This is a genomic window from Ammoniphilus soli, from assembly GCF_040813775.1.
Map to the genome: position 1 here is coordinate 1 of NZ_JBEGDL010000127.1, position 1427 is coordinate 1427.

General features: G+C 41.7%; 2 protein-coding genes. Both read left to right on the top strand.

Annotated features, from left to right (window positions below):
• Positions 1–229 precede the first annotated feature (229 nt).
• Entirely contained in the window at positions 230–547 is a 318-nt protein-coding gene (locus ABLT31_RS38620; RefSeq protein WP_367761015.1) for a transposase, read from the top strand.
• Between the two features lie 11 nt (positions 548–558).
• Positions 559–1413: an IS3 family transposase gene (locus ABLT31_RS38625; protein WP_367761016.1), complete on the top strand. Its 855-nt coding sequence runs from the start codon at positions 559–561 to the stop codon at positions 1411–1413.
• Positions 1414–1427 lie beyond the last annotated feature (14 nt).

Below are 1427 nucleotides of genomic sequence, written 5' to 3' on the forward strand. Positions count from 1 at the left end.
TTAGAGCTAGAATAAAAAGTGGACACCTAAATTAGAGTATCAGATAATTACTATTAAGAGCATCAAGATACGGATTTATCAATGGATAGGATATCCCCTTACTAGGTACCAGTATGGGGGAAGAGGATGTAGCTCCGATGTGAGCCTGACCGAAGGGAAGGCGAACGAGGGGAAGCCGTAGGCGGCTTTGCCTCTTACTTATCCATAGACTAAAGAAAGAGGTGTCCAAATGGGAGAGCAACGGCAAAGGTTTAATGAAGAATTTAAACGTCAGACAGTGAAATACATCCAAGAGCAGACAAAGACCGTAACACAGCTAGCAGAGGAGTTAAATGTAGCTCCAAATACTATACACTCCTGGATGGCAAAGTATCGTCAATTTGAGAACGAGCCTGCGGCCAGCCTAGAAAAGGTTCGTGAACTTGAGAAACTCTTAAAGGAAAAAGAGCGTGAACTGGCAGAAAAGGATCGAAAGATCGCCGATGTGGAAGAAGAATTAGCGATTGTAAAAAAGGCAGTGCACATCTTCAGCAAACCAAGGAAATAAGATTTCAGTTTATTGATGATCATTGCTCCGACTTTCCTGTGGAGAAGATGTGCAAAGTAATGGCCGTTTCACGGAGTGGATACTACAAGTGGAAAAAGGCTGAACCAAGTGAACAGGAGCTTCAAAAACGGAAAGTACAAGAAAGAATTATCTACTACTATCATGACTCAGAAAAGCGCTATGGGGCTCCAAAAATCGCGGTACTCCTTCACCGAGAGGGCTTTACGATTACAGAACGAACCGTGGGAAAGTACATGAATGAACTCGGTTTACGATCGATTGTTTCAAAAAAGTTCAAGGTAAAAACAACAGATTCTAATCATGATCTTCCGATTGCACCCAATATCTTAAACCAGGACTTTTCCACGTCCGCACCAAATAAGGTCTGGGTCGCTGACATTACGTATATTCCTTGTCGTCAAGGTCGGCTATACTTGGCTAGTATTTTAGATCTTTGTACAAAAGCCATTGTAGGTTGGAGGCTAGGAGATCGAATGACAACCGAGCTAGTCCTTGGTGCATTAGATGATGCGTATAAAGCCAAGAAGCCGAAGAAAGGACTCATCCATCATTCTGACCGTGGATCCCAATATGCGTCCGTGGATTACCGGAACCAACTGAAGAAGTATAAGATGAAGGCAAGCATGAGTCGTAAAGGAAACTGTTATGACAATGCCTGCATCGAGTCCTTTCACAGCATTCTCAAAAAGGAGTTTATTTACTGTACGAAATTCCGAACGAAGCAGCAAGCGTATGATGAAATCTATCGATACATTGAATTCTTTTACAATCGGAAAAGAATTCATAGTTCAATTGGATATTTGTCTCCTGTTCGCTATGAACAACATTTCAAAAAGGCATCATAAAATGCCTTATTTAA

Bases quoted from the DNA above. Each gene is read 5' to 3' on its own strand.
- ABLT31_RS38620 (WP_367761015.1), top strand. From the start codon at position 230: ATGGGAGAGCAACGGCAAAGGTTTAATGAAGAATTTAAACGTCAGACA.